Source organism: Zetaproteobacteria bacterium (assembly GCA_003696765.1).
Classification (GTDB): domain Bacteria; phylum Pseudomonadota; class Zetaproteobacteria; order Mariprofundales; family J009; genus RFFX01.
The window spans coordinates 1-26,742 of the sequence record RFFX01000083.1 but is presented as its reverse complement, the minus strand read 5'-3'; the positions used below and the strand labels follow the sequence as shown (position 1 = coordinate 26,742).

General features: G+C 69.6%; 25 protein-coding genes. 9 read left to right on the top strand and 16 right to left on the bottom strand.

Annotated elements, in window-relative coordinates; genetic code table 11:
* Window positions 1-9 precede the first annotated feature (9 nt).
* The 3 genes from D6682_07985 to D6682_07975 are packed head-to-tail and all read left to right on the top strand — an operon-like array spanning window position 10 to window position 2,788.
* Complete coding sequence (locus D6682_07985) at window positions 10-405, top strand: methylated-DNA--[protein]-cysteine S-methyltransferase (protein RMH50072.1); 396 nt, start codon at window positions 10-12, stop codon at window positions 403-405.
* The gene (locus D6682_07980) at window positions 402-2,315 is read left to right on the top strand and encodes a sensor domain-containing diguanylate cyclase (GenBank protein RMH50064.1); all 1,914 of its coding nucleotides are present in this window, start codon (window positions 402-404) and stop codon (window positions 2,313-2,315) included. The genes D6682_07985 and D6682_07980 overlap by 4 nt, the downstream gene beginning before the upstream one ends.
* Window positions 2,312-2,788: a 2-C-methyl-D-erythritol 2,4-cyclodiphosphate synthase gene (locus tag D6682_07975; GenBank protein RMH50063.1), complete on the top strand. Its 477-nt coding sequence runs from the start codon at window positions 2,312-2,314 to the stop codon at window positions 2,786-2,788. The genes D6682_07980 and D6682_07975 overlap by 4 nt, the downstream gene beginning before the upstream one ends.
* 107 nt (window positions 2,789-2,895) lie before the next feature.
* Here D6682_07975 and D6682_07970 read toward each other — a convergent pair whose 3' ends face one another.
* Genes D6682_07970 through D6682_07960 form a run of 3 tightly spaced genes read right to left on the bottom strand, consistent with a single transcriptional unit; the run spans window position 2,896 to window position 3,716 of the window.
* On the bottom strand, window positions 2,896-3,144 hold the full coding sequence (locus tag D6682_07970; protein ID RMH50062.1) for a 50S ribosomal protein L27: 249 nt from the start codon (window positions 3,142-3,144) through the stop codon (window positions 2,896-2,898).
* Between the two features lie 3 nt (window positions 3,145-3,147).
* Window positions 3,148-3,465 (bottom strand): 50S ribosomal protein L21, encoded by a 318-nt coding sequence (gene rplU, locus D6682_07965; GenBank protein ID RMH50061.1) that lies wholly within the window; start codon window positions 3,463-3,465, stop codon window positions 3,148-3,150.
* Window positions 3,466-3,506: 41 nt separating this feature from the next.
* Window positions 3,507-3,716 carry a 50S ribosomal protein L31 gene (locus D6682_07960; GenBank protein RMH50060.1) on the bottom strand — a complete coding sequence of 70 codons (210 nt, stop codon included), beginning with the start codon at window positions 3,714-3,716 and terminating at the stop codon, window positions 3,507-3,509.
* Between the two features lie 277 nt (window positions 3,717-3,993).
* Between D6682_07960 and D6682_07955 the strand changes: the two genes are divergently transcribed.
* On the top strand, window positions 3,994-5,067 hold the full coding sequence (locus D6682_07955) for a mechanosensitive ion channel family protein (protein ID RMH50059.1): 1,074 nt from the start codon (window positions 3,994-3,996) through the stop codon (window positions 5,065-5,067).
* A 52-nt stretch (window positions 5,068-5,119) separates the two neighbouring features.
* Here the strand turns inward: D6682_07955 and ccsB are convergent, their stop codons facing one another.
* From ccsB to ubiG, 7 genes are all read right to left on the bottom strand, one after another.
* Window positions 5,120-6,346: a c-type cytochrome biogenesis protein CcsB gene (gene ccsB / locus D6682_07950; protein RMH50071.1), complete on the bottom strand. Its 1,227-nt coding sequence runs from the start codon at window positions 6,344-6,346 to the stop codon at window positions 5,120-5,122.
* 14 nt (window positions 6,347-6,360) lie between these two features.
* Entirely contained in the window at window positions 6,361-8,007 is a 1,647-nt protein-coding gene (locus D6682_07945) for a cytochrome c biogenesis protein ResB (GenBank protein ID RMH50070.1), read from the bottom strand.
* A gap of 120 nt (window positions 8,008-8,127) precedes the next feature.
* Entirely contained in the window at window positions 8,128-8,625 is a 498-nt protein-coding gene (locus tag D6682_07940) for a cupin domain-containing protein (protein RMH50058.1), read from the bottom strand.
* Between the two features lie 57 nt (window positions 8,626-8,682).
* Window positions 8,683-9,081: a nuclear transport factor 2 family protein gene (locus D6682_07935; protein ID RMH50057.1), complete on the bottom strand. Its 399-nt coding sequence runs from the start codon at window positions 9,079-9,081 to the stop codon at window positions 8,683-8,685.
* A 119-nt stretch (window positions 9,082-9,200) separates the two neighbouring features.
* Window positions 9,201-11,003 carry an excinuclease ABC subunit UvrC gene (gene uvrC / locus D6682_07930; GenBank protein RMH50056.1) on the bottom strand — a complete coding sequence of 601 codons (1,803 nt, stop codon included), beginning with the start codon at window positions 11,001-11,003 and terminating at the stop codon, window positions 9,201-9,203.
* A 6-nt stretch (window positions 11,004-11,009) separates the two neighbouring features.
* The gene (locus tag D6682_07925) at window positions 11,010-13,085 is read right to left on the bottom strand and encodes an LPS-assembly protein LptD (GenBank protein RMH50055.1); all 2,076 of its coding nucleotides are present in this window, start codon (window positions 13,083-13,085) and stop codon (window positions 11,010-11,012) included.
* A gap of 15 nt (window positions 13,086-13,100) precedes the next feature.
* Window positions 13,101-13,811: a bifunctional 2-polyprenyl-6-hydroxyphenol methylase/3-demethylubiquinol 3-O-methyltransferase UbiG gene (gene ubiG / locus D6682_07920; protein ID RMH50054.1), complete on the bottom strand. Its 711-nt coding sequence runs from the start codon at window positions 13,809-13,811 to the stop codon at window positions 13,101-13,103.
* Here ubiG and D6682_07915 point away from each other — a divergent pair.
* The 4 genes from D6682_07915 to D6682_07900 are packed head-to-tail and all read left to right on the top strand — an operon-like array spanning window position 13,806 to window position 18,125.
* On the top strand, window positions 13,806-15,134 hold the full coding sequence (locus tag D6682_07915; GenBank protein RMH50053.1) for an HDOD domain-containing protein: 1,329 nt from the start codon (window positions 13,806-13,808) through the stop codon (window positions 15,132-15,134). The two genes, ubiG and D6682_07915, sit on opposite strands and share 6 nt — an antisense overlap.
* 47 nt (window positions 15,135-15,181) lie before the next feature.
* The gene (locus D6682_07910) at window positions 15,182-15,475 is read left to right on the top strand and encodes a hypothetical protein (protein ID RMH50052.1); all 294 of its coding nucleotides are present in this window, start codon (window positions 15,182-15,184) and stop codon (window positions 15,473-15,475) included.
* 18 nt (window positions 15,476-15,493) lie between these two features.
* A complete protein-coding gene (gene sppA / locus D6682_07905; protein RMH50051.1) occupies window positions 15,494-17,317 on the top strand; it encodes a signal peptide peptidase SppA in 1,824 nt (607 codons plus the stop codon).
* A gap of 19 nt (window positions 17,318-17,336) precedes the next feature.
* Window positions 17,337-18,125: a histidinol-phosphatase HisJ family protein gene (locus D6682_07900; GenBank protein RMH50069.1), complete on the top strand. Its 789-nt coding sequence runs from the start codon at window positions 17,337-17,339 to the stop codon at window positions 18,123-18,125.
* An 18-nt stretch (window positions 18,126-18,143) separates the two neighbouring features.
* Here D6682_07900 and D6682_07895 read toward each other — a convergent pair whose 3' ends face one another.
* The 6 genes from D6682_07895 to D6682_07870 form a co-directional block, all read right to left on the bottom strand.
* Window positions 18,144-19,133, bottom strand: a complete 990-nt coding sequence (locus tag D6682_07895; GenBank protein RMH50050.1) for a hypothetical protein — start codon at window positions 19,131-19,133, stop codon at window positions 18,144-18,146.
* A gap of 2 nt (window positions 19,134-19,135) precedes the next feature.
* Window positions 19,136-19,891 carry a hypothetical protein gene (locus D6682_07890; protein ID RMH50049.1) on the bottom strand — a complete coding sequence of 252 codons (756 nt, stop codon included), beginning with the start codon at window positions 19,889-19,891 and terminating at the stop codon, window positions 19,136-19,138.
* Window positions 19,618-22,311 carry a leucine--tRNA ligase gene (locus D6682_07885; GenBank protein RMH50048.1) on the bottom strand — a complete coding sequence of 898 codons (2,694 nt, stop codon included), beginning with the start codon at window positions 22,309-22,311 and terminating at the stop codon, window positions 19,618-19,620. Before D6682_07885 ends, D6682_07890 begins: the two co-directional genes overlap by 274 nt.
* 89 nt (window positions 22,312-22,400) lie before the next feature.
* Window positions 22,401-23,975, bottom strand: a complete 1,575-nt coding sequence (locus tag D6682_07880) for an L-aspartate oxidase (GenBank protein ID RMH50047.1) — start codon at window positions 23,973-23,975, stop codon at window positions 22,401-22,403.
* Window positions 23,972-25,042 (bottom strand): SAM-dependent methyltransferase, encoded by a 1,071-nt coding sequence (locus D6682_07875; GenBank protein ID RMH50046.1) that lies wholly within the window; start codon window positions 25,040-25,042, stop codon window positions 23,972-23,974. The genes D6682_07880 and D6682_07875 overlap by 4 nt, the downstream gene beginning before the upstream one ends.
* Window positions 25,043-25,154: 112 nt before the next feature.
* Entirely contained in the window at window positions 25,155-25,493 is a 339-nt protein-coding gene (locus D6682_07870; protein ID RMH50045.1) for a hypothetical protein, read from the bottom strand.
* A gap of 157 nt (window positions 25,494-25,650) precedes the next feature.
* Here D6682_07870 and D6682_07865 point away from each other — a divergent pair, with 157 nt between their 5' ends.
* The gene (locus D6682_07865) at window positions 25,651-26,595 is read left to right on the top strand and encodes a glycosyltransferase (protein RMH50044.1); all 945 of its coding nucleotides are present in this window, start codon (window positions 25,651-25,653) and stop codon (window positions 26,593-26,595) included.
* The last annotated feature ends 147 nt before the right edge of the window (window positions 26,596-26,742 follow it).

Sequence of the window (26,742 nt, the reverse complement as noted above, 5' to 3'; positions counted from 1 at the left end):
CTCGGTCCGATCTGTTATGGCTGGGACGGCGACTGCTGCCACGCCGTGCGCCTCGGCGCGGGCGGCGGGGAGGATCTCCACGACGACGCCGTCTCCCGCTGGTTGGCCGGCTACTTCGCCGGCGGGGAGGCGCCCCCTCCGCCGCTGGCGGCGCCGGCGACGCCGTTTCAGGCCCGGTTGCGCCGGGCGCTGGAGCACGTCGGGCGGGGGGAGACGGTGACCTACGGCGCCCTGGCCCGCATGGTGGGCAGCGCACCGCGCGCCACGGGTCGGGCGCTGGGCGCCAACCCCCTGCCGTTGCTGGTGCCCTGCCACCGGGTGGTGGCGGCCCGCGGCCGCCCCGGCGGCTTCTCCGCCGGCCTGGAGTGGAAGCTGCGGCTGCTGTCGCTGGAGCGGAAGGGGTGAGCCGGCGCCGCACCGGAGCCCGGCTCGGGCGGCGGATCATGGCCCTGCTGCTGGTCGTGCTCGCCCTGCTGCTCGGGCTGTTGCTCTACAGCGTCCACCGTTGGCAGCGGGAGGAGATCCTGCGGCAGGCGCGGCAGCAGGCCGAGGCGGTGGCCCACACCATGGTGGCCAGCCTCAAGATGCTGATGCTCAACGGTGATGCCGAGAGCGTGCGCGACTGGCTCGGCCGTATGCGCAGCCACCCCGAGCTGCAGTCGGTCGAGGTGTTGCGCCGCGACGGTACGCTGGCCTTCCGCGATCTGAAGACGCTCCATCAGGTCAACCGTTTCCTCGGGCTCCATGCCTTCCTGCGCCGGCCGCTCCCGCCCCGGCGGGCGCGGGGGGTGCCGGCCGGAGCGCTGCATCGGGCGGTGGCGGAGCAGCAGTCGGTGGTGGTGCGTGACCGGCGGGGGCGCGCGCTCACCCTGCTGGAGCCGATCCGGGTGGAGCAGGCCTGCCTGCAGTGCCACGGCTACGAGCACGAGCCGGTGCGCGGTGTGCTGCGGGTGACCACCTCCACCGACGAGGCGCGGGCGATGCTGGCGCGCGCCGACCGCACCCTGCTGCTGATGGGGGTGATGGGGCTGGGCTGCATCGCGCTGCTCATGGTGCTGCTCCACCGCTACATGGAGGCGATCATCCGCGCGCTCGGCGGGATGCTCTTCGTCACCGACGCCGGCGGGGTCATCCGCATGGTCAACGACGCCGCCGTCCGGGTGGTGGGGCGGGACGATCTGGTCGGCCGCCCCATGGCGTCGCTGCTCGCACCCGGCCACGAGCGGTTCGACTTCACCCAGGAGCGCACCGGTGGGGAGACGGTGTTGCGCGGAGGAGGGGCGTCGGAGGAGCGGGAGATTCCGGTCTCGGTCTTCACCGCCCGCATGCCGTGGGGTGGACGGATCGAGGGGGTGGCGCGGCTCCACGTGCTGCGCGACCTGACGCAGCAGAAGGAGTCGGAGCGGGAGATGCGGCTGGCGGCGACGGTGATGGATACCGTGCCCAGCGCCATCATGGTGGCCGACCGCGACGTCCACATCCGTCTGATCAATCCCGCCTTTACCGCCATCACCGGCTATGGCGCGGAGGAGGCGATCGGGCGCAATCCGCGCATTCTCGCCTCCGGCCGGCAGTCGAAGGAGTTCTATGCCGCCATGTGGAGGTCGATCCTCGACGAGGGGCACTGGGAGGGGGAGATCTGGAACCGGCGCAAGAGCGGGGAGATCTACCCCGAGTGGCTGATCATCAACACCCTGCGCGACGAGGACGGCGAGATCCTCTACTACGTCAGTACATTCCTCGACATCACCGAACAGAAGGAGATGGAGCGCAAGTTGCGTCACTCCGCCTACCACGACGCGCTCACCGATCTGCCCAACCGGGTGCTGCTCTACGACCGGCTGGAGCAGGCGATCAGCCGTGCGCACCGCTTCGGGCGGCGGGTCGGCGTACTCTTCGTCGATATCGACGGCTTCAAGCCGGTCAACGACAACCACGGCCACGATGCCGGCGACCTGCTGCTCCAGCAGATCGCCGGGCGGTTGCAGGCCTGCGTGCGCGCCTCCGATACGGTGGCGCGTGTCGGCGGTGACGAGTTCGTGCTGCTGCTGGAGAGCCGGAGCGCGGAGGATATCGCCGGCGTGGCGCGGAAGGTGCTGCACGCCATGCAACAACCCTTCCCGTTGGAGGGCGGGCTGGTCTGCCACATCGGGGCGAGCATCGGCATCAGCATCTATCCCGAGCACGGTGTGGAGCGGGAGGAGCTGGTCAAGCGTGCGGATGCGGCGATGTATGTGGCCAAGAAGGGCGGGAAGAACCGCATCGTCGTCTACGATCGCACGATGGTGGATGCGGATGAAGGGGGCGCCGGATGATGCGCATCGGCCAGGGGTTCGATGTTCACGCCTTCGCCGACGGCAGGCCGTTGATTCTCGGTGGGGTGGAGGTGGCCCACGATCGCGGGCTGGCCGGCCACTCCGACGCCGACGTGCTGATCCACGCCGTCTGCGACGCGCTGCTCGGTGCCGCAGGACTGGGGGATATCGGTCGCCACTTCCCCGACAGCGATCCCGCCTTGGCCGGGATCGACAGCACGCGGCTGTTGGCGCGGGTGATGGAGCGGGTGGCTGCGCGGGGGTGGCGTCCGGCCAACCTCGATGCCACGGTGATCGCCCAGCGACCGAAGCTGGCGCCGTACATTGCGCGCATGGTCGCGCGGCTGGCTCAGGTGATGGGGGTGGAGGCGGAGCGGATCAATATCAAGGCGACGACCAGCGAACGGCTCGGCTTCTGCGGTCGGGAGGAGGGGATCGCCGCGATGGCGGTGGTGTTGCTGGAGCGGGGGTAGCATAGGCGCGCGCCCTTCGACGCCCGTGAAGCCAAAAAACGATGGGGGCGCCGCCCGGCGCCCCCATCGCCATCGTCGTCAGAGTCGGAAGTAGGGGGTGCCTGCGTTCAGGCCACCACGCGGACGGTGGTCCGCCCGGCCTTCTTGAAGAACTCCACCCTGCCGTCGATGCGGGCGTAGAGGGTGTAGTCCCGGCCGCAGCCGACGTTCTCGCCCGGGCGGATCTTGGTGCCGCGTTGGCGGACGATGATGTTGCCCGCACGCACCTGCTGGCCGCCGTACCGCTTCACGCCGAGCCGCTTGGACTCGGAGTCGCGTCCGTTGCGGGATGATCCTCCGGCCTTCTTGTGTGCCATGGCCTATCCCTCCTGACCGTTGATGGCGGTGACGGCGACCTCCGTATAGTGCTGGCGGTGCCCCCGGGTCCGGCGGTGGTTCTTGCGCCGACGCCGCTTGAAGACCACCACCTTCCTGCCGCGTCCCTGCCCGGTGATGGTCGCGGTGACCGACGCGCCGCCCGCCGCATCACCGGCACGCAGATCGGTGCCCTCGCCGATGCAGAGGACGTCGTCGAAGGTGATCTCGTCGCCCGTGTCGCCGTCGAGCCGCTCCACGCGCAGACGGTCGCCCACCCGGACACGGTACTGTTTGCCGCCGGTGCGGATCACTGCGTACATCGACTCCTCTCCTTTCGTCCCTGTCGTCTTGCGCACCCCGACTACTGCGCCGGCCGCCTGCCGTAGCGCTTGTAGAAGCGCTCCACCCGCCCTTCGGTGTCGACGATCTTCTGCTTGCCGGTGTAGAAGGGGTGGCAGTTGGAGCAGATCTCGACATGCATGTCCCCCTTGGTCGAGCGGGTCTTGAAGACATTGCCGCACGAACAGGTGACGGTCGACTCCTTGTACTCGGGATGGATGCCGGGTTTCATGTGCTTGTTTCCTTGCTGGTTCGGATCATCGGGGAGGCCCGGCCGGCTGACGTGGCCGGGTGCTCGAGGGGGCGCGATTTCTAGCGGCCGATCCGCCTGTTGGCAAGCGCCTCTGTTGAGCGGGGGCGCCTCCTCCTCTACACTGGCGGCGACGATGCTCGACCGGGCGGCTTCAGGGAGGAAGACGTCCCCGACGGATTTGTAAGGGGATCGAAGAGCGCGCTCTTCGATCTCCGTCAAGCAAAAAGTCCACGGACGGACTTTTTGCGGTTCCATCATGGATGGCACATGGCTGCACACCACCCTGCTCTCGATTCCACTCGGCCACTGGCTGGCCGCGGCGCTCGCGCTCTTCGCCACCGTGGTGGCGCAGCGCTACCTGGTCGTGCTCTTCCACCGGCTGGCGCAACGGGTCGCCGACCGTACGGAGACCCCGATCGACAACATGCTGCTGGAGGCGGCGGAGAAGCCGGCCGGCTGGCTGGTGCTGGTGGTGGGGGTGATGGTCTCGCTCCATCTGCTGGCCGTGGATCCCGACCGTTTTCCGCTGTTCGAGCCTGTGATGCAGCTCGGTCGGGCGCTGACCGTGGTGATCGGCGGCTGGTTCCTCTGGCGGCTGATCGGCGGTATGGCCGGCTACGCTTCGGCGCGGGCGGCGGCCACCGACTCTCCGCTCGACGATCAGTTGATCCCTTTCATCGCCAAGACGCTGCGGCTGCTGGTGATCATCACCGGCGTGCTAATGGTGGCGCAGAATCTGGGCTACTCGGTTTCCGGTCTGATCGCCTCGCTCGGCATCGGCGGCATCGCGGTGGCGATGGCGGCCAGGGATACGCTGGCCAACGTCTTCGGCTCGATCATGATCCTGATCGATCGCCCCTTCACCGTCGGCGACTGCATCAAGACCAGCGATTTCGAGGGGGTGGTGGAGGAGGTCGGCTTCCGCTCCACCCGCATCCGCACCTTCGGCAAGACGCTGGTCAACGTGCCCAACTCGCGGCTGGCCAACATGGTGATCGACAACATCGACGCCCGCTCCAAGCGGCGGATCAAGATGCGCATCGGGGTGACCTACGACACCACGCCGGAACAGATGGAGCAGGCGATCGCCGGGATCGAGCGCATCCTGCGGGAGCATCCCGGCGTCGATCAGGAGTACTGGCTGGTCAAGTTCGACGACTTCGACGACTCCGCCCTCTCCATCTTCCTCTACTACTTCAGCGCCTCCAAGGTGTTGGAGGAGTATCTGCAGGTGCGTCAGGAGGTGAATCTGCGGATCATGCGTCTGCTGGCATCGCTGGGGATCGACTTCGCCTTCCCCTCGCGCACGGTCTATCTGCGGCGGGCTTGAGCCTCGCCCGGCGGCCGGCCGCATCGAGCCGGCCGGGGGCCAAGATGGCGCGTCAGGTCAGACGGCCGTAGGAGTGGAGCCCGGAGAGATACATGTTGACGCCAATGAAGCAGAAGAGGGTCACCAGGAAGGCGATCACCGACCACCAGGCCAGCACCCGGCCGCTCCAGCCGTGCGAGACCCGCACGTGGAGCCATGCGCCGTAGACCAGCCAGACGATCAGCGCCCAGGTCTCCTTGGGGTCCCACGACCAGTAGCCGCCCCACGCCTCGGCCGCCCAGGCGGCGCCGAGGATGGTGGCCAGCGTGAAGGCGGGGAAGCCGATGGCGATCGCCCGGTAGGCGAGCAGGTCGAGCTGGTCGAGGGTGGGGAAGAGGGCGAGCAGCTCCTTCCTGCCCTTCGCCTCCAGCTTGGCCCGCAGCAGCCAGGCCATTCCCGCCGCGCAGGCGACGGCGAAGGAGCCGTAGCCGATGAAGTTGAGCGGGACGTGGATCTTCATCCAGTAGGACTGCAGCGCCGGTACCAGCGGCTTGATGTCCGCCTGCCCGATGGAGCCGAGCCAGACGGTGAAGAAGACGGCGCAGGCGATCAGCAGCATGACGAAGGCCCCCAGGCCGGTGGTGCGGTAACGGCGCTCGAAGGCGAGGTAGATGGTGCCGGTGATGCAGCAGAGCAGGATGAAGACCTCATAGAGGTTGGAGACCGGTGCGTGGCCGATGTCGCCGCCGAGCAGCTGGTAGGACTCGTACCAGCGCAGCAGCAGCGCCGAACCGCCGGCGTAGACTGCGCACCAGGCGGCGAACGACCCCATCCGACCGATGAAGGAGGTCGGCGCGAAGAGCTGGGCGATGTAGCAGACGGCGGCGAAGAGGAAGAGCACGTTCATCGCCATGATGATGCGGCCGGAGACCAGGTTGGATTGATCCTCGTAGGAGATCTCCCCCGCCGGCGGCTCCAGCAGGCTCCAGAGCCCCATCAACAGGATCATCAGCAGTGCGCCGTCGAGCCACGGCACCAGCTTGCGCTCCCAGCAGATTCCGGCGGCCGCATCGCCCCCCCGCGCCAGCAGCGCACCCGTGCCGATCCCGGCCAGCAGGCCGGCGCCGCCCCACGCCGCGCCGCTCCATCCGAGTGCCTGGAAGAGGAAGGCGTCCTCGCGGTACCCCCCGCCGAACAGAGCCAGCGCGGCCATGCCGCCGATCAGACCGAGGTAGGCCCAGCAGCGCAGGACGGCGACCTTCCCGCGGTAGATGATCAGCGACGGTTGTGTCAGAGTCATTCCCGATTCGTTCATCACGCATTCCCCTCTGTCGTGGTGTCGGCGGGATCCTGTTGCAGGCGGCTGAAGAGTTGATGAAACTCCTCGGCGAAGATCAGTGGATTGCGGTTGGTCATCCCTCCCATCCGGAGGATGACGCCCCCCTTCTCCCCGTCGATGCGCAGCCAGATCTTGCGGTGGGATGCATAGAACATGATCCCCAGCCCGAACACCAGGATCGCACAACCGGTCCAGACCACGTTCATGCCCGGATCACGGGTCAGTTGCAGACCGGTGTAGTAGCGCTGATGGTAGTCGGCCAACGCCGGCAGGAAGGGCCAGGGGATCTGGGTGAGCACCTGCATCGCCTGGAGCATCCGCATCCCCATCTGTGGCAGGTCGTCCGGCCGTTCGTCGCCGAAGACCTCGACCACCGCCTGGCGGAAGGCTCGGATGTTGGCCTCCTTGCCCGATTCCCCCCCGCGGGCGGTGCGCTGCGCCAGATGGCGGAAGTAGGCGTTGAACAGCGCCCACTCCTTGGGATTGCTCAGATCGAGGCCCAGCGCCACCGGTTGGTAGTCCTTGTCGTCGCCGCTGAACGACACCATCATGAAGGAGCCGCGGTTCTCCCCGTCGAGGACGAAGGGGTTCATGAAGCTCTTGACCTTGACCGGCTTGATCCCCTTGCCGCGCAGGACGAAGATCACCGCAGGTCCCAGATCCCGGAACTTCTTCGGTTGGCCGGGGTCGGCCATGTTCTCCACGTTGAACGGCTTGAAGTCCTGCATCTCCAGTGAGATGCCGCTGTAGGGGTCCTGCCAGGTCTGGTAGATGCGCGTGTCGACCAGCCGGCTGTCGCCGCTGCCGTCGAGCCTGAACAGCCGCAGCTTGATCTCCGATCCGCCGTCGCCGAAGCTCGCCTGGTAGATGCGCACCCCCTTGTAGTAGAGCGGTTCGTTGACGATGATGTCTTTCGTGAGCACCGGCTTGCCGCCGTCGATGATGGTGAGGTTGCTGCGGAACTCCCGGGGCATTCCGTTGGGGAAGAAGTCGATGAGGAACCGGTTGCAGCGTACAGAAAAGGGCATGGTCAGGTGGCCGACGCCGGTCCCCCGGGCGAAGGCGATCTCGTTCTCCTCCCCCCCCTCCGGCACGCTCATGTTGCCGCGGAAGCCGAACTGCACGCTCACCCAGCCGCCGATCAGGATGATCAGGATGGCGCCGTGCACCAGGATGTAGCCCCACTTGTGGTAGCGGCCGCGGTCGCCGCGCAGCCAGACGTGGTCGCCACGCCGCTCCTCGACCCAGCCCCACTCCGGTGCCCGCGCCCGCACCCGCGCCGCCGCTGCGGCCGCGTCGACGCCGGCAAGCCGCCACCGCCGTTGCTGCTCCAGTCGTTTCCACACCCGCTCGGCGATCGACACCTTGCGCGCCCGCATCTCCCCCAGCATACGCGGGACGTTGCGCCACAGGCAGGCGGCGAGCGAGATCATGAGCAGGCCGAGCAGGGTGAGGAACCACCAGGAGTGGTACATGTCGAAGAGGCCGAGCGCGCGCAGCACCCAGTACCAGAGTGGGCCGAACTGCTGGAGGTAGTCGACCTGCCCCTGATTCTGCAGCAGCACGGTGCCGATGGCCGAGGCGAGCGCCAGTACGGTGAGCAGGACGATGGCCAGCGGCATCGAGCCCAGCCGCAGCAGGAGCTCTTTGGTCGGGGAGGAGGGGGCAGGGCGCATGGGCGGGAACGCTAGCGGCTGCTCCCGTCCGGTTCGAGGCATGCCGGATTCGCAAGAGGTTGCAGTCTATATGCCTCCCCTTGGATCGGTTACGCTCGATAAATCAACAAGGTCCCATGTCCCATAGTTGCGATACAGTCGCTTGCCCTTGTCCGGATAGTCGGCGGTATCTTGCGCCAGTCGCTGTCCCATGACCAGGATGACGAGCGTTGTGTCACCGCTGTTTTTCAGGCTGTGTGCCGCCGAACCGGCAGGAAAGCCAACAAAATCACCTTCACCAAAAGAAAACTCTTCCTCCCCAATTCTGAGCGTTCCCCTGCCCGACAGGCCATAGATGCACTCCTCCTCATTGTAGTGCTTGTGGTGTTCCGTACTGTCTCTGCCCGGCTCAATATAGACGAGGTGTACGCCAATCCGGGTCAAGCCCACCTCATCACCAATCGCTTTCCTGATCCTCTGTGCATTGGGATTCAAGAAATGTACCCTCGGTTCACCCTGCATGCGTTCAATTTGCTGAGATGTCAGGATCAAATCACTTTCGGAGATTTCCTTTCCTCCTGTCATTCGCCGTAGTGGGCATACATGCGAGAGATTTTCTTTTCTGTGTCGAGCTGCATGAACTCACTTGCCTTGATGCCGTTCTGGTTGATGTAGTTGATCACGATACGTGTTGACGCCATGCAGCACGTCAATGACCTTGAATTCCAGGTTTGGGTATGCCTCGAGCCCCTTCATGAAGTATGCCCTTACCGATTGGACTCCGGCGACCTCCGGTGTACCAAGCAGTTTGTCGGCAATCGGGGAGACAAGAACGATGTCATCTGCATAATGACGGATGATTTGATCGATATCATGGCTGTTCCAGGCTGCCTCCCACTCTGTTGCAAAATGCATTGCGGTTTTTTTTCGTGAGCATCGACTCTCCTTTGTCGGGTGGTGCAGCGGGTGATTCAGTTTTGGGTGCTTTGGAGCCTCGTCAGCGGGCACCTGTGCAATTTTATTGCATATCACCATCACCATGCAGGCACCAAAGATAAGCTTTGCGACAGCATCTACAAGCCGGCGGATTTTGCATGACTGAGTTCGCGATCATGTAGATTCATCACTTTTTCGTTCAATGGCTCTTCCAGCCGCGCGGATCAGCGCAGGGCCATGAAGATCGCCTCGGCCAGCCGCTCCGAGACCCCCTTCACCTCCATCAGCTGCCGGCGCGAGGCCCGTTTGATGCCGTCGATGCCGCCGAAGTGGGCCAGCAGCCGCGCGCGCAGCACCTTGCCGACGCCGGGGACGGCGTCGAGGGGGGAGGCGAACATCCCCTGCTTGCGTCGTTTGCGCAGGTAACGGCCGGCGAAGCGGTGCGCCTCGTCGCGCACCCGGGCGATGAGCAGCAGCCCCGGATGGTGCCGCCCCGGCTTGAGCGGCGGCGCCTCCTCCAGCCAGCCGCGCCACAGCCGCTCCTCGCCCACCTTGCGGCTTGTCCCCTTGCTCACCGCCAGCAGCCGGATGGAGTCCATGCCCGCCCGGTGGAGAGCCTCTCCGGCCGCGGCCAGTTGGGCACGGCCGCCGTCGATCAGCAGCAGGTCGGGGCGGGGCAGCGCCTCCTTGTCGAGCGCTCGGGCGTAGCGCGTCAGCACGGCGGCCATCGCCGCCGGGTCGTCGCCGGCCGGCACGCCGTCGAGCCGGTAGTGGCGGTAGAGCTCCTTGCGCAGGCCGTGCCGGTCGGCGCAGACGATCGCCGAGACCATCTGGCTGCCGCCCATGTGGGCGTTGTCCACCGCGGCGATCAGCCCCGGCGGCTCGGGCAGCCCGAGCAGCTCGGCTGCGGCCTCGAATGCGGCCTGCGCATCGCCGCCGCCGGCGGCGGCGACCATCTGTCTCGCCGAGTGGGTCACCTGCTCCAGCCAGGCGCGCAGCGGCCCCTGCCTGGGGATGCGCAGCGTCCTCTTTCGTTGCGGGGCGAGCAGGGCGAGCAGCTCCCCCAGCGGGTCGAGCAGCGTCTCGTCGCCGTCGATCAGCACCAGCGGAGGGGGCGGCTCACTGCGGTAGCGCTGCAGCAGCAGGGCGTGGAGCAGCTCCAGCGGCTCGGCCTCACCCCCCTGGCGCACCCGCAGCAGCTGCACGCCGAGGTCGCGCCCGCTGCGCCGCACGCCGACGGCCAGTGCCGCGCCGCCGTCGTGGCGGACGATGGCGATGGCGTCGGCATCGGCCGGGAGGTCGTCCCGCCGCGCACCCTCCACCACGCTGCGCAACATGCGGATGCGGTCGCGCAATTCGGCCGCCCGCTCGAACTCCAGCGCCGCCGCCGCCCGCTCCATCTCCTGCTGCCAGCCGGCGATCAGCTCGTCGGCCGCGCCGCGCAGGAAGCGGCGCGCCTCGGCCACCTGCGCGCGGTAGTCGGTGGCGTCGACCAGCCCGACACAGGGGGCGGTGCAGCGGCCGATCTGGTGCTGCATGCAGGGGCGGCTGCGGTTGCGGAAGGCGGCGGCGGTGCAGTCGCGCAGGCGGAAGAGCTGCTGCATCAGCTTGATCGTGGCGCGCACGGCGCGCACATCGGGGAAGGGGCCGAAATACTCCCCCTCGATCCGGCGGCCGCGGTGGAGCAGCAGGCGGGGGAAGGCCTCGGCGGTGAGCACGATCCACGGGTAGCTCTTGGCGTCCTTGAGCAGCACGTTGTAGCGCGGCTTGAGCTGCTGGATCAGGCTGTGTTCGAGCAGCAGCGCCTCCGCCTCCGAGGCGGTGACGGTGAACTCGATCGCCGCGATCTGCCGTACCATGGCCACGGTGCGGGGGGACTCCGGCATGCGCTGGAAGTAGCTGGAGACCCGCCGGCGCAGGTTGCGCGCCTTGCCGACATAGAGCACACCGCCTGTGTCGTCGCACATGCGGTAGACGCCGGGTTCGGTCGGCAGCCGGGCGAGATCGAGGGGTGGTCGGCGCCACATGGGCGATCAGCCGCCGATACCCTCGATGGTGAAGGCCAGCCGCAGGCCGGTGTCGGAGCGGGCGCTGGTCGCGGCGAGCAGCGTGTTGCGGTAGCCCTCGACGGTCAGCCGCCAGCAGGGGTGGTGGTAGGCGAGGGCGAGGTTGGCGAAGCGGGTCCGTTTGCGCTTCAGGTCGTAGTGCCAGCGCAGCTCCGTCCGCCAGCGGGGGGCCGGCGCCAGCCGCAGGCTGCTCTCCAGGCTCTCCGCGGCGGCGGCGTAGCGCCGGTCGGCCTGGCGGTAGCTCCCCTGCCACCGGTCGCCGCGCTCGTCCTTCCAGGAGGCGGTGACGGTCGCATAGGCCCAGTAGTGGTCGGCCGGATCGAACTGCCCTGCGGCGGTCAGGCCCACTCCCGGCCAGGGATGCCAGGCCAGGTTGCCGATCAGGTTGGACCACGGCCGCTGCGGGGGCGGCTTGAGCGCCGGATCGACACTGGCGCGCAAGAGGTCGTAGGAGAGGCCGAAGGCGGCGCGGAAGAGGGTGCGGGCGGTGGCGCTGCGCCTCGGCTTGTGCTGCAGCATCTGGCCGAGCAGCAGCGAGATGCGGTGGGCCCGCTCGACTCGGTCGTGGCCGATGAAGCGGTTGGCGGCGAGCAGGTTGCTCATGTTGAGCCGGGTGTAGGCGGAGTCGAAGCGCGCCAGCCGCGACTGGTCGGGTGCGACCACCCGGTCGTAGCGGAGGATCGGGGTGATGCGGTGGCGCCATAGGCCGTCGTCCGAGATGCGTTCGAGGTCGGCGGCGAGGGTGAGGGCGGCGTTGTAGCTGTTGCGGTGCTGGCGTGCCGGCAGCAGGCCGTTGCGCAGCCAGTAGTCGGCGTGTTCTCCGCCCAGCCGCAGCCGCAGCGTCAGGCTGCCGGTGTCGTCCAGCCGCCAGGGCAGCTCCAGCCACGGCGCCGCCACCAGCCGCACGCCGGCGCTGCCCTGGGCGCGGCTGAAGTTGGTGGTCTGCTGGTCGAGGCCGAGGAGCAGCCCGTGCAGCCGCAAGGGGATGCGGTGGTGGCTCTCCAGCCGCGGCAGGATCTGCAGCGTGGCGGCGTCGCTGGCTGTGGCGAGATTCTGGTTGCGGGTGGCGCTGATCCAGGCCTGTCCCTCATCTCCGTGCCATCCCAGGCGGGCGCTGCTGGTCAGGTAGCGGGTGGCTCCACTGATGCCGTCGGGGCTGAAGTCGGCCAGGTAGGCGCGGTCGCCGACGAAGCGGCCATGGGCATCGAAGCCGAGTCCGGGCGCGAGCCGCCAGTGGATCGCGCCGCCGCCCGCCTTTCGCACCTTGCGGCCGAGCTGCCGGTCGCGCAGCCCCTCGATCTGCAGCCGCTCCCGCCCCAACGTGTCTGCGTGGCGCAGCTCGATCGCGCCGGCGGTGCCGCGCGCCTCCATCCAGTGGGGGGTGAGGGTGGCATCCCAGTTCGGAGCGGCCGCCCAGTAGAGCGGCAGGGCGAGTTCGTTGCCGCGCCGTTTGCCGAAGCCGACCCTCGGGGTGAGCAGGCCGGAGCGGCGGCGCAGCGGGTATTGCCAGTAGGGGGTGTAGAAGAGGGGGGTGCCGGCGAGGGTGAAGGTGGCGTGGTGGAGGGTGACCAGCCCGGCCTCGCGGTCGAGTTCGGCCTGTTGCGCATCGAGTCGCCAGCCGCCCGGCGTGCCGGCGCGGCAGGTGGTGAAGGAGGCATCGTGAAGCAGGAACCTGCCCGGGGCGCGCTGCTCGGCCCTCCGCGCCCGCGCCGCTCCCGCGTCGGCCATCGCGATGCGTGCGTCGCGCAACGTCCCCCGGTGTTGCTCCAGCGCGTAGTGGGCCTCGCGGGCGTAGAGGTCGTAGCCGGCATCACGCAGCCGGACCGCGCCGTAGAGGTCGACCGTGCGCCGGTCGGGGTGGTAGCGGATGGTGGCGGCGGAGAGGCGGGCGCCGGCCCGCCGCAGCAGGGCGCCCCCCTCGGCGGTGATGGTGCCGTCGCTGCTGCGGGTCACCCGGCGGGCGTCGAGATCGACCGCCGCCGGCCGGGCTGCCTGCGGTATCAGCAGCAGCAGGAGCAGCAGCAGCGGGAGGGGGCGTTGCACGGGCGGAGCCGGCGGTCAGGCGCGTTGGACCGCGAACCCCATGTAGTTGACCGAGAGATCCTCGCCTTCGTAGAAGCGGTTGGCCAGCGGATCGAAGCAGAGGCCGCGCAGTTCGCGCAGCGTCAGCCCCGCGCCGCGCAACGCCCGCTGCAGCTCGGAGGGGCGGATGAAGCGGCGGTAGTCGTGGGTTCCCCTCGGCAGCCAGCCGAGCAGATACTCCGCGCCGAGGATCGCCTTGAGCCAAGCGGTCGGCGTACGGTTGATGGTGGCGAAGAAGAGGAGCCCCCCGGGCTGCAGCATGGCGCTGCAGGCGGCAAGGGTGCCCGGCACGTCGGGCAGGTGTTCCAGCACCTCGAGGCAGGTGATCAGATCGTAGGCATGCTGGTGCGTTTCGGCCCAGGTTTCGGCGTCGGAGACGGCGTAGTCGACCGCGATGCCCTGCTGCGCGGCGTGGCTGCGGGCGATGGCGATCGCCCGCTCCGATCGGTCGATTCCGGTGACCTCGGCCCCTTCGGCGGCCAGCGCTTCGGCCAGCAGACCGCCGCCGCAGCCGACGTCGAGCAGCCGCCGTCCGGCCAGAGGCGCGGCGGTGCGCCGGATGTAGCCCAGTCGGATCGGCTGGATGCGGTGTAACGGCCGGAACCGCCCCTCGGGATCCCACCACTCGGCGGCGAGGGCGTCGAACTTGTCGATCTCCGACCGGTCCACCGCGGCGGGCGGTTGCATTGTGTTCATGGTCGCGCAGCATGCGACGGCGCATCGGGGAAGGCAAGCCCGCCCGGCGGTGGCGGGGGGCGGCCGGGCGGTGCGGCTGAGGATTCCAACGGGAGCGGTGTCGTGCAGGATATCTACGTCGGGCGTCAGCCCATCTTCGATCGCAACTTCAAGGTGGTGGCCTACGAGCTTCTCGCCCGCCTGCCCGGAGAGAAGCAGAAGGCGAGCGACGCCTCCGAGGCGGCGCAGGTGCTGGTCCACGCCCTGATGGACATCGGTCTCGACGAGCTGACCGGCGGCCACAAGGTGCACATGAATGCGGCCAGCGGCTTCATGCTCGACAACATCGCCGATGCGCTGCCGCCGGGGCGGGTCTCCTTCACCCTGATGCAGAACACTCCGATCACCGGCGAGCTGCTCGACGGCCTCAAGTCGCTGCGCGAGCAGGGGTATTCCATCATCGTCGACGACTTCGTCTACTCTCCCCAGCTGGAGAAGGCGATCGAGCTGGCCGACGTGGTGCGCATCCACTACCCGGCGGTGGCCCACTGCATCGCCGACGAGGTGCGGCAGCTCAGCCGATTCCACGTCAAGATCCTGGTCAGCGGCGTGGACGACTACGAGGCGATGGAGGTGTGCAAGCCGCTGCACATCGACTACTTCCAGGGGGACTTCTTCTCCCAGCCCGACCTGGTCCACGGCAAACAGCTCTCCGACAACAAGATGGCGGTGCTGCGCGCGCTGCAGCAGGTGATCTCGGCGGAGGCGATCGACGAGGTGGAGGATGTGGTCAAGCAGGATGTCGCCCTCTCCTACCGCCTGTTGAAGTACATCAACTCCGCCGCCTTCGGGCTGAAGCGGGAGATCACCTCGATCAAGCAGGCGCTCTCGCTGCTCGGGCTCTCCAACATCCGGCGCTGGCTTTCCTTGTTGTCGCTCGCCTCGCTGGGGGAGAACAAGCCGCCGGAGCTGATCAAGATCTCGCTGGTGCGGGGCAAGATGCTCGAGCTGACCGCCGCGCTGCTCGGCTACCGCAACCAGGCCGACTACTTCATCCTCGGTATGTTCTCGGTGCTCGACGCCCTGCTCGACCGGCCGATGAAGGAGGCGCTGGAGGATATCGCCCTGCCGCAGAGCGTGCGGGACGGCCTGCTGGTGCCCGATTCGGAGATGGGCAAGCTGCTGACCATCGTCCGCTTCATCGAACACAACGACTGGCAGCAGGCGGAGGCGGCTTGTCTGGTGATTCCCGATCTCAACGCCCACCTGCTGATGCAGCAGTATCTGCAGGCGATCCGCTGGGCCGACGAGCAGATGCGCTCGCTGGGGCTGTGAGGGTGGCTTGGGTGTCGAAGCGGGCTGCCGCGGGGTGGATCGCCGCCGTGCTCTGCTGCGGTCTGCTGTTCTATGCCGCGGGATCGTTGCGCGCGGAGGAGGAGGGCGGTGCAGACTCTTCCGCGGCGGTCGAGGCGCACCACCACAAGCATGAGCTGCGGGAGCATCGGCGGAAGGTGCGCAGGGAGGCGCGGGAGCACCGGCGCGCGGTGCGCAGGGAGGCGCGGGAGCACCGGCGGAAGGTGCGCAGGGAGGTGCGGGAACATCGCCGCGCGATGCGCAGGGAGGCGCGGGAGCATCGGCGGAAGGTGCGCAGGGCGGCCGGACACCGTCACGACTGATCGCCCCTTCCGGGGGGGATGTCCCCGGGGGATGGCCTGCGGATGGGGGGTGTCCGCGTGATTTCGGCCCTGCTGCGCGGGCTTTGGCGCCTGGCCGGTGTGTTGCAGCGGCTGGTCGCCCTGCTGCTGCTCGTGGCGCTGCTGGTTGGCGGCGCCGCTCTGCTCTATCGTCGGTTCCACCCCCTGCCGGAGGCCGTGGTGCTCGATCTGCGCATCCACGGCGAGCTGCGCGAGCAGGCGGCGCCTCCGGCGCCCGTTTTGTTCCCGTCGGATCTGCCGGTCGCCGGCCAGACCGCGATTCCTGACATCGTCCGGGCACTCGATCGCGCCGCCGCCGATCCACGCATCCGTGCGGTCTGGCTCGACGTCGAGACGATGGAGCCGGTGCCGCTGGCCCGGATCGATGCGGTGGCCGAGGCGATCGACCGCTTTCGCAGCAGTGGCAAGCCGGTGGTGGCCTACGGCGCCTCCTTCTCTACCGCCCAATATCTGCTGGCGACCTCCGCCGACCGCATCGTGCTCCATCCCACCGGGGTGGTGGCGCTGGCCGGCCCGGCGGTATTGCGCCACTACTTCAAGTCTGCGCTCGATCGCCTGTCGCTGCGTGCGACGGTGGTGCGGGCAGGTCGCTACAAATCCTTCGCCGAGCCGGTGACGCGGGAGGGGATGTCCGATGCGGCGCGGGAGGCGGCTCGTGCCTGGCTGGAGGAGTGGTGGCGGCAGATCAAGCGGCGGATCGCCGCGCGGCGCGGCATCGACGCGCAGCGGATGCAGCATCTGCTCGACCATCCTAGGAAGCTGGCGGTATTGTCGCACGGCGATCTGGCCGCCCTTGCGCGCCGCGAGAGGCTGGTCGACCTGCTTGGCGACCGCAGGGATGCGCGGCGGCTGCTCCAGCGCCTGCTCCATCGGGATGCGCCGCTGCCGTGGGTGGAATCGGCCGAGTACCTGGCCGCCACCGACAGGGATGCGGGGGGCGACGGGCCGACGGTTGCGCTGATCCGGGCCAGCGGCGAGATCGTCCCCGGCAAGCAGCCGGTAAGCGCGATCGGCGCACGCACGCTGACCGATCTGATCGAGCGGGCGGCGCGGGACGACTCCATCGCCGCGGTGGTGTTGCGCATCGACTCGCCGGGGGGGAGCGCCACCGCCGCCGAGACGATCCATCGCGCGCTGCTGCGGCTGAAACGGCGGGGCAAGCCGCTGGTGGTGTCGATGGGCGGGGTGGCAGCCTCCGGCGGCTACTGGATCGCCAGCGCCGCCGACGAGATCTGGGCGCGGCCGGCGACGTTGACCGGCTCGATCGGGGTCTTCGCCCTCATCCCCGATCTCTCGCCGGCGCTGGAGCAGGCGGGGATCCATCTCGACGGGGTGCAGACCACGGCGCTGCTCCCGATCCGCGGCGACCGGCCGCTCGACGCCGGTCAGCGGGCGCTGCTCGAGGCGGGGGTGGCCCATATCTACGATCTTTTCCTGCAGCGGGTGGCCGAAGGGCGCCATCTGCCGCGGGCGCAAGTGGAGCGGCTGGCCCAGGGGCGGGTGTGGAGCGGCGTGGATGCGCTGCGGCTCCATCTGGTCGACCATTTGGGCGGTCTCGGGCAGGCGATCGCCGCCGCCGCCCGCCGCGTCGGGGCGCACGGAGACCACTACCGCGTCCGCACCCTCCATCCCGAGGAGGAGATGTGGCAACGGCTCGCCGGGCGGCTCCTCGGCCGGGTGGCGGCGGCGCTGCCCACCCCGCCGCGGGAGGTGGAGTGGTTGTTGCGTCTGCTGTGGAACGGGCCGTGGCGCGCAGCGCTGTCGCCCGACCCGAGGGGGATCTACGCCTATGCCGAACTCTGAGCCGCTGCCCGACTACCACATGCACACCCCGCGCTGCAACCATGCCGAGGGGCGGGTGGCCGACTACGCTCGGGCGGCGATCGACGCCGGTCTGCGCGAGATCGGGATCTCCGACCATAGCCCGATGCCGCCGCCGTTCGACGACGACTGGCGCATGCGCATGGAGCAGTTGGAGGAGTACGTCGCCGAGGTGTTGGCCGCGCGCGACCGCTTCGCCGGCCGCCTGACCATCCGCCTCGGGCTGGAGGTCGACTGGCGCCCCGGTTGCGAACCGTTCGTGGCCGAGCTGGCCGGGCGCCACCCGTGGGACTACCTGATCGGTTCGGTCCACTACTTGGGCGACTGGGCCTTCGACGATCCGGATCGGCGCGACCGCTGGGATTCGGTCGGGGTGGGGGCCACCTTCTGCAGCTATTTCGATGCGGTGGCCGCCTCGGCGGCGTCGGGGCTGTTCGACATCATCGGCCACCCCGATCTGGCCAAGAAGTTCGGCCACCGCCCCGCCCCGGAGGAGGATGCGGCGGTGGCCCGCGCCGAGGAGGCGATGCTCGATGCGGTGGCCCGCGCCGGGGTGGCGCTGGAGATCAGCAGCGCCGGGCTGCGCAAGCCGTGCGGCGCCATCTACCCCTCGCCGCGGATCGTCGCGGCTGCCGCGGCCCGGGGGATTCCTTTCAGCTACGGCTCCGACGCCCACGCCCCGGGCGATGTCGGTTTCGCCATGGATGGCTGCCGCGCCCTGCTGGCGCGCCATGGGGTGACGCGGATCTGCACCTTCCACCGTCGCCGCCGCGCTCTTCGACCGCTGTGAAAGCCGGCGGCAGTGGCCTCATCCGGGCGGCGACTGCCGGTCGGGGGCGATCAGCTCCAGCACCAGCCGTTCGAGGATGATGCGCTCGGTGAGGTGGCGCGCTCCCTTGAGCTGCTCCTCGGCCTGCCGGATGCGGGGGAGCAGGGTGGAGAGCTCCGCCGCCGACCAGCGGCGCGCCTCGCGCGGCACCTGATGCCGCGCCGCTCCGAAGAGGTCCGCGGTCGGGTTGCCGCCTCCCCGATGCTGATGCCAGCGGTAGAGGAGGATCTGCTGCATGCGGGTGGCGAGCCAGACGATCATCTGAATCGGGGCGATGCGCTGATCGACGACCAGCCGGCGCAGCAGCACCAGTGCGTCGGGCGATTTGTCGGCCACGGCGTGGCACCACTGCTCCAGCTCGGCCGGCGCCTGCTCCCCCAGCAGCGCCCCGGCCACCGACCACGGGATCGGAGCGCCGGCGCCGCCGTCGTACCAGGCCAGCCGTTGCAGCCAGGCGCCCGCCGCCTGCTCCATGCCGCCCAGCCGCTCGGCCGCCGCCTCGACCACCCCATCCTCGAGCCGCAGGCCTATGCGCTCCGCCTCCTCTTCCAGTCGGCGGCGGAACTGCGCCGGAGTGGGGGGGGCGCATTCGCAGCAGGCCAGCTCCTTCAGTGCCAGTAGCTTCTTGTGTGCCGCCCGCTTCCACACTGTGCCGGTTGCGCGGATGATCAGCCGGCTGCCAGCGGGGACTTCGCGGACGAGTGCGATCAGCCGGGCGGTCTGTGCCGGGGTGGCCGCCTCGGCGTTGCGCACCAGCCCGATACAGCCGGAGGGGCCGAAGAGCGCCGGGTTGTGCCACTCCTCATGGATGCGGTGGAGCTCGTCGCAGTCGGCACGGATCCGGGGCAGCGCCGGGTCCCCCAGCTTCATGAGCCGTTCGGCGGCGGTGGTGACGGCGTCCGCGTCGCTGCCGTAGAGGTAGCAGGCCGGCGGCGGATCGCGGAAGAGCTGTTCCGGTGCGATTCGCATCCTCAGAAGCCCGAGCGGAGGCGGTTGGCCGCCTCGTCCGCCCAGCGGGCGCGCAGCCGTCTGCGCACCTCCGCCCGTTCGGTCTCGGTCGCCGTCGGTCCGCCGCTGGCGAAGAGCTCCTCGGCGACGCCGATCGGCCCGCTGCGCCACGCCGTCTTGCCGTCGAGGTCCCTCAGCCGGAGCGCGCCGCGAAGTTCCATACGGTAGCGGTTGGCGATGCCGCTGCTGTCGAAGTCGGTGGCGCGCCACGTCTCCTCCAGGCCGCGGATCAGCAGCGTGGCGTGGGGGCCGTCGGCGGCGGCGACGAAGCGGCGGTCGGCGCCGGCGGTGAGGCGTGCCCGCAGCAGGGCCGCCTCCTTCTGGCCGGTGGGGGTGTCGCCCAGGACGACGATGGTCCGCGCCGCGGTGGGGATGGCGCCGCCGCTGCCGGTGAGGTGGTAGCCGCAGCCGGCGAGCAGCAGCGCCGGCAGCAACCAGCGGCGGATCACGCCGGGCGCACCACCAGGTTGAGCAGCCGGTCGGGGACCAGGATCACCTTGACCAGCTCCATGCCCTGAAGCCAACGGGCCAGCCGTACGTCGGCGCGCACGGCGGCGAGCGCCTCCTCCTCGCCGCACCCCCTGGCCACGCGGATCTCCCCCCGCCGTTTGCCGCCGATCTGCACCACCAGGGTGACATGGTCGGCCTCCATGACCGCGGGATCGGCTTCGGGCCAGTCGCCCTTGCCGATCGAGCCCAGCCCCAGCAGCTCGGCGCATTCGCAGGCCAGATGGGGGGCGAAGGGGTGGAGCAGCCGCACCAGCACGCCGCACCCCTCCCGGCGGGCGGCGGCCGAGGCGGCATCGCTGGCCGTGAAGGCGGTCAGCGCGTTGGTCAGCTCCATCAGGGCGGCGATGGCCACGTTGAAGCCGAAGCCGTGGTCGAAGGCGTGGTCGACGCGGGCGATGGTGGTGTGGATGGCGCGACGCAGCGCCCGCACCGCCGCGGGATCGCCCGCGGCTTCCTCCTCCACCGTCTCGTGCGCGCACTGCTGCACCAGCCGCCACACCCGCCTGAGGAAGCGCTCGGCCCCCTCCACCGCGCTGTCGTTCCACTCCAGATCCTTCTCCGGTGGGGCGGCGAAGAGGATGAAGATGCGGGCGGTGTCGGCGCCGTAGCGATCGACGATCGCCTGCGGATCGACGGTGTTTCCCTTCGATTTGCTCATCTTGGCGCCGTCCTTGAGCACCATCCCCTGGGTGAGCAGGTTGCGGAACGGCTCATCCCCCACCCGGTCGGCGTCGAACAGGCCGCAGTCGCGCATCAGGCGGTGGAAGAAGCGGGCGTAGAGCAGGTGGAGCACGGCGTGTTCGATCCCGCCGATGTACTGGTCGACCGGCATCCAGCGGGCGGCGGCTTCCGCCTCGACCATCGCCGCGTCGTGGCGCGGGCTGGCGTAGCGCATCTGGTACCACGAGGATTCGACGAAGGTGTCGAAGGTGTCGGTCTCCCGCTGCGCCGGGGTGCCGCAACGCGGACAGTCGACCTGGAGGAAGTCGGCGCATCCGGTCAGCGGGCTGGCCCCGCCGGTCGGTTTGAGGTCGGTCGGCAGTACCACCGGCAGCTCCTCCTCCGGGACGGGGACGACGCCGCACTGGTCGCAGTGGATCACCGGGATCGGCGCCCCCCAGTAGCGCTGGCGCGAGACCAGCCAGTCGCGCAGCCGGTAGTGGACCTCCGCCTCGCCTCGTCCTTCGCGCTGCAGCGCCTCGGTGATCGCCCTCTTCGCCTCGGCGCTCTCCAGCCCGTCGAACGGGCCGGAGTTGATCAGCACCCCCTCCTCGACGAAGGCGGCGTTCTCGATATCCCACACGCTGCCGTCGCCTGGGGCGATCACCTGGCGGATCGGCAGTCCGTAGGCGCGGGCGAAGGCGAAATCGCGCGTGTCATGCGCCGGCACGCTCATCACCGCGCCGGTGCCGTAGCCCGTCAGCACGAAGTTGGCCACCCAGATCGGCAGGTGCTCCCCGGTGATCGGATGGATCGCTTCGATGCCCAGCGGCATCCCCCGCTTCTCCATCCGGGCGATCTCCGCCTCCCTGGTTGGGACGGCGGCGCACTCATCGAGGAAGGCGGCCAGCCTCGGGTCGTGTTGCGCCGCCTCCACCGCCAGCGGGTGGCCCGGGGCCACCGCCATGTAGGTCACCCCCATCAATGTGTCGGGGCGGGTGGTGTAGACCTCCAGCGTCTCGTCGCGGCCGGCGATGGCGAAGCGGATCCGTGTCCCGTGCGAGCGGCCGATCCAGTTGCGCTGCATCTCCCGCACCCGCTCGGGCCACCCTTCGAGCCGATCCAACCCTTCGAGCAGCTCCCCGGCGTAGTCGGTGATGCGGAGGAACCACTGCTTCAGGCTCTTGCGCGTCACCGGCGTGTCGCAGCGCCAGCAGCGGCCGTCGACCACCTGCTCGTTGGCCAGCACGGTGTGGCAGGGGGCGCACCAGTTGACCTCGGCCTCCGCCCGATAGGCCAGGCCGCGTTCGAGCAGTTGGAGGAAGAGCCACTGCTCGTGGCGGTAGTAGTCGGGGTGGCAGGTGGCGATCTCCCGGCTCCAGTCGAAGGAGAGCCCCAGCCGCCTAAGCTGTGCGCGCATCTGGTCGATGTTGGCCCGGGTCCAGTCGGCGGGCGCCACATCGTGGGCGATGGCGGCATTCTCCGCCGGCAGGCCGAAGGCGTCCCACCCCATCGGGTGGAGCACGTTGAAGCCGCGGGCCCGCTTGTAGCGGGCGATGGCGTCGCTGATGCAGTAGTTGCGCACGTGGCCCATGTGCAGGCTGCCCGAGGGGTAGGGGAACATCGCCAGGCAGTAGTAGCGCGGGCGGGGATCGGCGGGGTCGTCGCCGGCGCGGTCGCAGCCGGACTCGGCCCAGCGCCGCTGCCACTTTCGTTCGATCTCCGCCGCCCGGTAGGGGGTGGTGTTCTCTGGATCGCTCAAGGTCTGCTCCGGTTGGGTGGGTGTTTCTGGTCGCTGTGCGAATGATGGATGATGGTTGCGCAAGAAACCATCATCGCGGCCACGGACGGCCGCGCAGATCCGGAGGTTGCAGACGCAACCGACGGATTTGTAAGGGGATCGAAGACCGCGCTCTTCGATCCCCGTCAAGCAAAAAGTCCATGGATGGACTTTTTGCGATTCGATCATGGATGATGGTTGCGCAAGAAACCATCATCGCGGCCACGGACGGCCGCGCAAATCCGGAGGTTGCGCAAGAAACCATCGTCCACGGCCGTTCAGCCATCCGGCACCAGCACGGTGTCGCGCGCATGCGGCAACCGGTGCGGGTAGTCGATGGTGTAGTGCAGCCCACGCGACTCCTTGCGTTCGAGCGCCGAGCGAACCATCAGCGTGGCCACCAGTACCAGGTTGCGCAGTTCGATCAGGTCGCGGCTGACCGGGTGGCGCCAGTAGTAGTCGGCGCACTCCGCCTCGACCATCTGCAGCCGCCGCCGCGCCCGCCGCAGCCGCTCGTTGCTGCGCACCAGGCCGACGTAGTTGGACATCACCGCCCGCACCTCGTCCCAGTTCTGCTTGATCTGCACCCGCTCGCGCTCGTCCTCGATGCCGGAGGCGTCCCACGGCGGCAGCGGCAGCGGCGGCCGCTTTCCTTCGCGGATGATTGTCTCGGCGCAGAGGCTGGCCATCACGTGGCATTCGAGCAGGGAGTTGCTGGCCAGCCGGTTGGCGCCGTGGACGCCGCTGCAGGCCGCCTCACCGATGACGAAGAGCCCGTCGACCGGCGTGCGTCCGGCCAGATCGGTCTGCACCCCGCCGCAGAGGTAGTGGGCGGCCGGCACCACCGGTACCGGCTGCCGCTTGATGTCGATGCCCAGCGCCAGCAGGCGGTCGCGGATGTTGGGGAAGTGGCGGTCGATGGTCGCCTCCCCCAGCGGCCGGGCGTCGAGGTAGAGGCAGTCCACCCCTTGCCGTTTCATCTCGTGGTCGATGGCCCGGGCGACGATATCGCGTGGCGCCAGCTCCATCCGCTCGGGGTCGTAGCGCTCCATGAAGCGGCGGCCGGCAGCATCGATCAGAATCGCCCCCTCGCCGCGCAGCGCCTCGCTCAGCAGCATGGTCGGCGCCTGCGGATGGAACAGGCAGGTGGGGTGGAACTGCATCATCTCCATGTTGGCCACCGGGCAGCCGGCGCGCCAGGCCATGGCGATGCCGTCGCCGGTGGCGGCGTGGGGGTTGGTGGTGTACATGTAGACCTTGCCCGCCCCGCCGGTGGCCAGCACCACCCGCGGCGCGGGCAGGGCGATCACCCGCTCCTCCGGATCGAGCAGGTAGAGCCCCGCGATGGCCGGCCGCCTCCGCCCGCCGCGGCGCACCACCAGGTCGATGGCCATGTGGTGGGCGAGGTAGCGGATGGCGGGGTGGGCGGTCACCTTCCGCTGCAGCCCCTCGCTCACCGCCCGGCCGGTGGCGTCCTGCACGTGGGCGATGCGCGGCCGGCCGTGCCCTCCCTCGCGGGTCAGGTGGAGGTCGCCGTCGCGGCGGTCGAAGCGGATGCCGAGCCTCTCCAGTTGGGTGATTGCCGCACCACTGCGTGCCACCATCGCCTCGACCACCTCCCGCTTGCACAGCCCGGCGCCGGCGCGCAGCGTGTCGGCGACGTGGTCGGCGACGCGGTCGCGCACGTCGGCCACACCGGCGATGCCCCCCTGCGCCCGGTAGGTGCTGGAGTCGGAGAACTCCCCCTTGTTGATCAGCGTGACCGAAAAGCCGGCGTCGGCCAGTTGCAGCGCCGCCCACATGCCGGCCAGCCCGCAGCCGACCACCGCGACGTCGGTTTCGTGTCGGGTCATGAATCGGGCGGACCCAGCCGGTCGAGCCGGTCGAAGGGGGCGAGGTGGTCGGGCGGGGGGAGGTCACCACCGCGACTGGCGACGAAGAGCTTGAAGGTCTCGCCCATCCCCTGCGGCATGATCAGCCGCTTGAGCCGGGCGATCTCCGCCACCGCGGCGGCGTCGCGTCGTGCGGCCAGTCGGGCGAGTCGTGCCTGCAGCACGGGCGACTGCGCCAGCCAGGCCCACTGCGGGGTGAAGGCGAGCGGGCGGAACCCCGCGGCACGGGCGGCCTCTGCCAGCGCGGTGAAGTCGACATGGGCGGTGATGTCGCAACCGCCGGCATGGTCCAGCACCCGTTCCACCACCCGGTGGTTGGCGTGGCCCATCAATGTGCCGCGGCGGCGCTCGGGGCGGTAGTACTCCTCCCGGGCGAAGCCGTAGTCGACACAGAAGAGCAGCGCACGCTCGGCCAGCCGGGCGCTCTGTTCCATCCAGCAGGCCAGGTGCGGATTCCATTCGCTGCGGTAGCCCTCCGGCCAGGCGGCGCGCAGCCGCGGGTCGATCGGCGGCGGATCGCGCAGAGGGGTCTCGGCGCGGCGCCAGCGGAAGCGCCCCTCCTCCCAGGCCACCAGCCGTTCGTAGAGCCGCCCCCGCTCCTGGACGAAGCTGCGCACCGGGAAGGCGTCGGGCAGCTCGTTGCTGATCAGGATGGCGCACTCCTGCGGTGGCACCGCCTCCGGCCGGTCGTATTGCGCCACCGAGATGCCCCGCTCCCGGTAGCGCGCCTGTTGGCGGCGGCGCATGGCGTTCGTGCGCTCGATGGCGATCCGTCGGGGCGGGGAGGCGCCGCGCTCCTCGAGCGCCGTGACGATCGCGCAGAGCAGCCGGCCGCTGCCGCCGCCCTGTTCGATCAGCGCCCAGTCGGAGGGGGCCCCCATGGCGCGCCAGCCCCAGGCGATGAGGTCGGCGAAGGCGAGCGCCGCCCAGTCGCCGAGGTCGGCGGCGGTGACGTAGTCGCCCTCCTCGGCGAAGGGGTCGCGCCGTTCGTAGTAGCCGAGCTCCGGCTCGTAGAGCGCCGCCTCCATCCAGCGGTCGAAGCCGACGGCGCCGCCGGCCTGCGCGATGCGGCGGGCGATCGTCTCGCGCAGTCGATGGTCGGCGGTCTCTGGTGCGGCGGCAGGCGCCTCCGCCGGATGGTCAGAAGGTGGAACGGTTCCAGCCCCAGAAGGCGCGCGGCGGCGCGGCGAACTCGATGTAGACCCGATCGGCCGGGACGCCCAGCGCGTCGGCGGCCCAGTCACACAGGGCGGCGGAGAGGGCCGCGGTTTGCGACTCCTGTAGCCCGAGGCTTTTCAGCTGCAGCCAGGCGGCTGGCGCGTCGCTGCCGGCGAAGCAGAGCGCGCAGCCGTCGTGCAGCTCGACCATGACGTAGGACTCCGGCTTGCCGAGCAGCCCGGCGACGCGGCCGGAGGCGTCGCGCAGCAGCGCCGCGCGGTCGGAGACGGTGGTGGAGGTGTGGATGGAGAGCAACGGCATGGGCGACTCCTGGGATCGGGAGAATCGGCGGCCGACGACCGCCCGGCTGCAATGCTACGGCGATCGTATCTCCGCTGCGAGGGCGGCCCGTCGGGCGGGTGGCGACCGAGGGCGGTCTGCGTTACCGTTCCACCCATGACCACCGCGGGATTCGATCCTGGCTGATCTCGTCGCGCGCTTCGATCGGCTGCCGTGGCTGCCGGCGCAGGCGGCGCGCGACTGGGTGCGCTACCGCAACGACGAGGGGGCAAGCGGCCTGCTGCGCCGCCTGCCGCCTGCACAGGCGGTGGAGCCGCTGATCAGCGTCGTCATTCCCACCGCCGATGCCGATCGCGGTGGCTATTTCCGCCGGCTGCTGACCCAGCTCGGCGCGCAGAGCGAGCAGCGCTTCGAACTCTTCGTCGTCAAGGGCGACCGGCGGCAGGGGCGGGCGATCAACATCGCCGCCGATCTCGCCTGCGGCCGCTACCTGCTCACCCTGGACGACGACTCGGCGCTCCCCGATCCCGACGCCCTCGCCCGCCTGTTGGCGGCGATGGAGGCCCATCCGGAGATCGGCATGGCCGGCGGCAACAACACCATCCCCGAGAATGCCCCCCCCTTCGTGCGGCGGGCGATGCGTGAGATCCCCCGCCGTAGCTGGAGGCCGGTGGAGACGATCACCGACTCCGATCTGGCCGAGCACCCCTGCCTGATGATGCGCGCCGGCCTCTTCCGCCGGGTGGGAGGGGAGAACGAGTGCATCCCGCGCGGGCTCGACCCCTACCTGCGGCAGCGGTTCCGCGAGGCCGGGGCCCGGGTGGTGGTGGTGCCGGGGGTGATCTACCACCACCTGCCGCCGGCCACCTTTCCCGCCCTGATGCGGCAGTTCCACCGCAACGGCCGGCAGGCGGCCTTCGCCAACATCCACCATCCGCAGTGGGTGATCGAGACCCCGGCGCACCACGGCGACTTCGTCGCCCGGCTCCCCCCCTGGCGGCGGGCGCTGCGCTGGCCGCTGCGTCTGGCCGGCGCCTTGCTCACCGGCCGGTCGATCTGGTTCTGCTGCCAGCTCGCTTACCTGGCCGGGTTCGTCGGCTGCATTCTCCGGCGCGGAAGGTAGGCTTGCCGCCCGGCTGCGGCCGGATGGGGTTTGCGACGGAATCAGGGGTGATGGTTTCGCAAGAAACCATCATCGCGGCCAGGAGGGCCGCGCAAATCAAGAGCTTGCGTAAGCAAGCGATTGATTTGTAAGGGTATCGAAGACCAC